We start from the raw sequence: 6213 nt of genomic DNA on the forward strand, positions 1-6213 counted from the left end.
ACCCCTAAGGCTTCACTTATTGGGTGAAAGCAATATGCAGTTTAAATGCAGTAACTATGCGGCTTTGTAATTAAGCCGTGAATAATTCAGGTTTAGTTTTATTCTTACTACATTTGCATTGCTATCCTCTTTGATATAGTCAATGAAGGCATCCATTAATTTGGATTTTCCACTACGTCTTATGCCAGTAATAACCTTTATATCAGGTACATCCTTAACAGCCTTCAATCTATTTAAATAACTCTCTCGCTCTATTAATAGTTTGTCACCTCAACATAATCTTATATCACTTCGCATTTTTAAGAAATGTTTATTTTTGCGAAATATAAAAAGCCCTCTTTGGGCTCCATTCAATGTAACTTTTGTAAAATAAAAATATGCAATGGAGAGAGGAAGAATAAAGATAAAGCAGGGACCACCATAAAAGGCACGCTCCTGCTTTTGGGTTTATGATTAAAATGCTCTTTCTGAAACATACAGTGACGCACGGCTCTGAATGTGATCAAGCTCGGCACTGTATACCTTCGTTTCTTTTCCAGAAAAATCGGTCTGTTCCGTTTTGGTCTATCACACCATTTTTTATACAATAAACATCATCACATAGAAATTCTATATCTTCATGATTATGACTTGTGATAATAATTATTTTTCCCTCATCACGAAGATTTTTTAGCAGCTCCCTTACTATATCAACGCTTTCTTCATCTAACGCATTCATTGGTTCATCTAATAGTATTATCTCCGGATCTTCCATAATTGCCTGAACTATTCCGAGCTTCTGCCGCATTCCAAGAGAATATTCTGACACCTTCTTGGGACTATCGGGATCAAGTGACAGTTTTTTCATGAGCATTTTAATATGCTCTTTTGATGTTTTACCTCTTAAAGCTGCAAGATATGACATATTCTGAAACCCTGATTTATTCTCGATAAACCCCGGTTGGTTTATTATAAAGCCAATCTTATTATAAAACGTAAAGTCTTTATAAGCTTCCTTGCCATTTATTACCAGACTTCCACTCTCGGGTCTTGAAAATCCCGCAATACTTTTAAGAAATACGCTTTTCCCCGACCCGTTTTTCCCGATAAGGCCATAGATTTTCCCACCATTAATACTGAGGTTCACATCTGATAGAATTCTCTTGTTTTTCACTGCCAAATTCACATTTTTAATTTCTATTGTTATATTTTTCAAGACGGCTCCCTTTCACAAATATAATCGCAAACAAAATAAGTGTCACAGTAAAAAAAGCAGCAGCATATATCGGTGTTATTCCATAAGCATTGTACATTCCCGTATAACTTTCAATATTTATCAGCGAAACAGGTGACAGAAGATACGCATAATATGACCATGAATTATAAATCATAGTATCAAGAAACACGAACAATGAAGCTATGATAATCCCTGATTTGTTCTTAAATGTTGCATTAAACGAGCAAGCGCATATTGACAGCCATACAAGTCCAAGCCACTCAAGAAATATCGATAAAACAAGCGCTCTTACGGCATCATAGTTTCCTATAATCTGATCGCTTATTCCAATTTGAATTCCATACAGTTCTCCTGCATCGGTTCTGGCTATTGTCCCCCATATTTTCCCCCATGAAAAAACAAATGTTTCTTCACCTATGAGATATAAATTAGCAAGAAGTACAATAAATATCACATAGAAAAAAGCTGTAAGCATCAGGTATAACACGGTTCCTATATAAAAGCTGCGTGCTCCCGTTCTGCTTACCACATATGGAAAAAAGCGGTCTATAAATGGTGCGTTGCTAATGATAAAAATAAAAGCAATAAGTATTAACATCTGACAGGTGAAATCACTAAAAACAAAAATCGATATCATTGGAGTTGTTTTTATACCTATGCTGATAACGAAATTCCTTATTGGCTCAACTAATGTGAACATAAATATTGCTAGCAGCAATAGAGTTATCGCACTCTTTACTGTAAATAATTCTTTTTTTATCAGATAGGTAGTAACTTTAATTGAATAAATGAATTCACTTTTCATTTTCTTCCACCTTTTTCACGAAGAAGAAGCCACATGTGATAACCACGCAAATCCATATTATCAGACATGCTATGACAGTAGTTTTTTCTGAAAATAGAGTAGTGCGGCACATAAACCACAGGTCAGGTCTCGCATCCATCGGCAGATTTACAAGAACCATAAGTCTTGTGAATGCAAAGGCAAACAGAAGTGGAGCAGCTGTTACTGCGTACCTGTTCCTTACTTTCGCAGAAAGCAGAAGCGACGCCACATTAAAAAGAGATGCTCTTAAAGATGCCAAAAAAGCCATCATACAAAAATATGGTATCCCTCTTGCCTTGCAAAGTAATTCAAAAAACGGAAGTATATTTGTCTCCATATCAAAACTCCTGGAGTAAAGTGGCTGAAAAAAAGCAGAAGTAGTTACAAATAATAGCATTCCCATAAATGTTACATAGCTGCTTCCTATAATGGTAATTATTATTCTTACCACCGCATATATCCTTACACTCCCCACTCTTTGGATTATATATGGCTGAACTCCACTTTCATATTCCATGCAAAAAAGTGAAGTAGCCGGCAACGCTGCCAAAAGAAGTGCAGCAAAAGGCATATAATTTCCTCCAAATGCATAGGAATTAAACAGATAATAAAAAACAGTTATGTTTCCTTTATTGGAATTCCATAGGAACGGAATTTGATTCCATGTGTCCAGGCATATACAGAAAGCAATACCAATTACAGCTGCAATTGTCGTTGGAGAATACATTATTTTTTTAATATCCGCCTTTATAAGCTTATTCATATGCCAAGTCTCCACCCGTCAATGCATTAAAAGCGTCTGTCCTTCCATCTTTATAATAAAAGCACCAGTATGGTTCCATTGAACCCGCGGAATTATTAACATCAAATAATGGAATATATTCCAATCGAATATTATTAATTTCCTCTTTCTCTGGAACTATTTGAACGTCATACTTTTCTTTAAGTTTGCTGATAGCCTCGTCTATAGATATCAAGCTTTTATCCTCTGACGATTCAAGTTCTTCTATTCCATCAGATAATATATATTTGACATTATTATCATCCATGATCATCTCTATTGATAATTGTTTTCCATAAGAGTCTTCACTTGTATAGTTCAAGCTTGCTTCCTTGAAATTTGATATCGGTATTCCGTCGATTTTTATACCGAAAGAATAATAGTACGTAGAATCACTCACGATTCTGTCTGCTTCTTTAGCTTCCATTTTTCCTTCGCCAAATCCCATATCTTCTTCAAGATATTTTTTCCCCTCCTGATATGCTTCATTGTCGAGTTTTTTAGCATGTATTAAGTATAATTCTTCATTTTCGCTCAATTTTAATCCTGCGGTCAATAATTCGGTTGCTCTTTCCACCTGAGCTTTGTTGATATTATCATCTGAACTATCATCGTCCTGATAATACTCATATACCATTTCATTCAATGTGTTATATCTTTCATCCGAAACATACTCAATATTGCCATCCGATGCACTGAAATAAGCCCCATTTCCAAAATCGTAAAAATTATTTTCATCGTTCATTTCGCCGTTTTCAAGTTTAACTCCGAAAACGCCTGCCTCTTCATTGATATCCAATGGCCGATCACAAACTTTATATGTAAATAACTCTCTCTCTTCTTTCGGTACTGATGCATTTAAAGATATGTTATCTGCTATCTCCACATCAATTTTCTCACCAGTTTTATCAATATATGATGTTCTTGAATTACTATTGTTATTTTCTTCTCCGCATCCGCCCAAACACATTGCAACTATAGACGAAATTGCTATTATATAGATTTTATTCACCTTTTTTCTCCATAAAAAAGGCGATAATCATAAGACTACCGCCCTTGAATTAATACTGATACTTACGGTGCAAACTTTCCAGAAACCTTTAATGTTTTGCTGGTAGTACTTGAACTATCTTTTTTGTAACTAATTGTTTGTTCATCTTTAGATAAAGATTATCATTTCATGATATCAGAGTCAATAGTATTATTCTACTTTTCTTATTTTTCCTATACTAATTTGCTTTCTCTTCAAGTGTTGAAACAGTTGTCTTAATAGTATCTATAAGCAAAGTATATCAGAAAGTAAAGAACAAGCAGGGACCACTACGAAAGATATGCCCCTGCTTTTATTTCATATTTTTACCAATCATATTTAACTTTCAGATCGAGGAAATTTTCGAATCTGGGTAGCATTAAGATTACCTTGCCGCGTTCATCTTTGATAATACCCTTTGCTATAAGCGATGCTCTATATCTTGAAAAATCTGTCTTTTTCTTTCCTGCAAGTTCAAGCAGTTCAGAAACATCCATTGATGGTTTCTTAGTTAAAAATGAAAGATAGTAGCGTTCATTTTCTGTAAGCTCAGTCCATATTTGTTCATAAACATATTCTTTCAGAACATCATCAAATTGTGAAAACACGTGATTTGTAAGCTTATGGTCCTTCTCAAACCACGCATATCTTCCTAGTGCCTGATAAGCCACCGCATATCCCCTGGTGATGGCAGCCATTTCTTCAGCCTGCTTGTCATCTATTTTGAGTATACTTTTATAGTTATCTCTCATGCTGGTAAAATTCAATCTTTCAACGGGCACTTTCTTTGCCCTTTTCAGAAATGTACTCTTGTTATCATTAGACAGATCAGACACATTCTGATAAAGACCATCCATCAATAAATATATAGGAAGCCCCTGTTGTATCATGCTCTGAAAAGTATGTGCAAAAGTCTTCATAGAATCAGTCGGAGCAACTTCATCAATACCAACTAAAAGCTTTTTGCCTTTTCTTTTCATTTCTTTTAGTATTTTTTCAAGAGAGGATTCTAATGACGCGGCAGGCGGAAGCGTGTCTATATTAATTCCTATTCCAAACTTTGATAAGTTTAAATTTGTGGTGATGAACTTATTCATAAAGCCTGACGTGTCATATAATTTTGCCACAAGCTCCTGAAGCAGATCCATGGTTATATTAAGATTAATGACAATGAAATCCTTATCCTGCCTTACAATATTGAGTATCCTTGAAAACAAAACAGTCTTCCCACTGCCTCTAAGCCCGGTCAACACAAAGCAGTCCTCTTGTGGAACATCTGCCTGGAAAGCTCCGACAATCTGTTCTGTAATCGCAGTTCTTTCTATATATTCTGTTGGTATTCTTCCAAAATTTATTACATAAGGGCAACTTTGTTCCATAATGCAGCCTCCTTCTGATTGCATACTTCTACATACTATTATATAGCGCTCGTGTCTTGCATACAACTGCATACCTTTGCATGATATTTTTATCCCGCATACAATTGCATACCATTACATACTATGGCATACCGGAATAAATCGTATCAGGCAAGCATATAAGACATTTGATGCTCGTCCGTCATTTGATGTATCAGATAGTTCTGTAAGTATTGTGTTGCCTGTTATAACTAAAGATACGAACTTAACCAGTGATCAGTAAAAAGTATATAACGCATTTTCAGGTCGAAGAATACTTTCAAGGGCCGAAGTTTCAGAGACTACAGGATTTGAGAGAGATAAAACAATTCGATTACTTAACCAGTTGATGGATGAAGGAAAAATAAAGGAGACAGGGAATGGACGAGGAACAAAATACTTTGTGGAATGATTCAATTGAAAGCAGTGACTACCACGAAAGGTAATCCCCTGCTTTTCTTCATTCTGTTACCTGATTATCCTCTGAGAAAAGTTATAGGAATAATCGTCCTTACCTTAATATCAGTCTTTTACTCATCAATCCAATACTTGTCAATCCATTTTTTGTTATCTTTATCCCAACGTCTATACTGCCTTTTTCCGGTTTTTTTGTTTATTCTATATCTGTATATTATTTTTTTTGACTGAATTGTTGCTTCATTTGTTTTTTCAATGGAAATAATTTCTGTATTATTGCAATAAGCGCTGCTTTGCGTTGGGTGCATAATAATTAGGACAGCCGCAACACCAATAACCAACTTTTTCATAATTCTCATTCGCATATTACCTTTCCTCCGATTCCTTCCCAAAACTGTGCTTCCTCATAATCCGAATCAAATACTGAACCATCCGATAGAATTAAATAATAAGGTTAATCCCCATTTATAGTGGGTAACAACATTTCCTTATTATTGATTCCTGCTTGGAAGTGTAGCTGTGTGGCAATGGTATATCAAGGGAGCT

Annotated in this window: 6 protein-coding genes; all 6 read right to left on the reverse strand. The window is 35.2% G+C overall.

From position 1 onward, the window contains the following. Positions 1-502: 502 nt before the first annotated feature. Positions 503-1195 carry an ABC transporter ATP-binding protein gene (locus BLR42_RS21585; protein WP_242879472.1) on the reverse strand — a complete coding sequence of 231 codons (693 nt, stop codon included), beginning with the start codon at positions 1193-1195 and terminating at the stop codon, positions 503-505. Then, positions 1170-2021 carry a hypothetical protein gene (locus tag BLR42_RS21590; RefSeq protein ID WP_091873654.1) on the reverse strand — a complete coding sequence of 284 codons (852 nt, stop codon included), beginning with the start codon at positions 2019-2021 and terminating at the stop codon, positions 1170-1172. The genes BLR42_RS21585 and BLR42_RS21590 overlap by 26 nt, the downstream gene beginning before the upstream one ends. Beyond that, entirely contained in the window at positions 2011-2805 is a 795-nt protein-coding gene (locus tag BLR42_RS21595; protein WP_091873655.1) for a hypothetical protein, read from the reverse strand. The genes BLR42_RS21590 and BLR42_RS21595 overlap by 11 nt, the downstream gene beginning before the upstream one ends. After that, positions 2798-3835 carry a hypothetical protein gene (locus BLR42_RS21600; protein ID WP_091873657.1) on the reverse strand — a complete coding sequence of 346 codons (1038 nt, stop codon included), beginning with the start codon at positions 3833-3835 and terminating at the stop codon, positions 2798-2800. Before BLR42_RS21600 ends, BLR42_RS21595 begins: the two co-directional genes overlap by 8 nt. A gap of 344 nt (positions 3836-4179) precedes the next feature. Next, a complete protein-coding gene (locus BLR42_RS21605; RefSeq protein ID WP_091873659.1) occupies positions 4180-5232 on the reverse strand; it encodes an ATP-binding protein in 1053 nt (350 codons plus the stop codon). A gap of 548 nt (positions 5233-5780) precedes the next feature. After that, complete coding sequence (locus tag BLR42_RS21610; RefSeq protein WP_091873661.1) at positions 5781-6032, reverse strand: hypothetical protein; 252 nt, start codon at positions 6030-6032, stop codon at positions 5781-5783. Positions 6033-6213 lie beyond the last annotated feature (181 nt).

This window comes from Butyrivibrio sp. INlla16 (assembly GCF_900104155.1).
GTDB lineage: Bacteria > Bacillota > Clostridia > Lachnospirales > Lachnospiraceae > Butyrivibrio.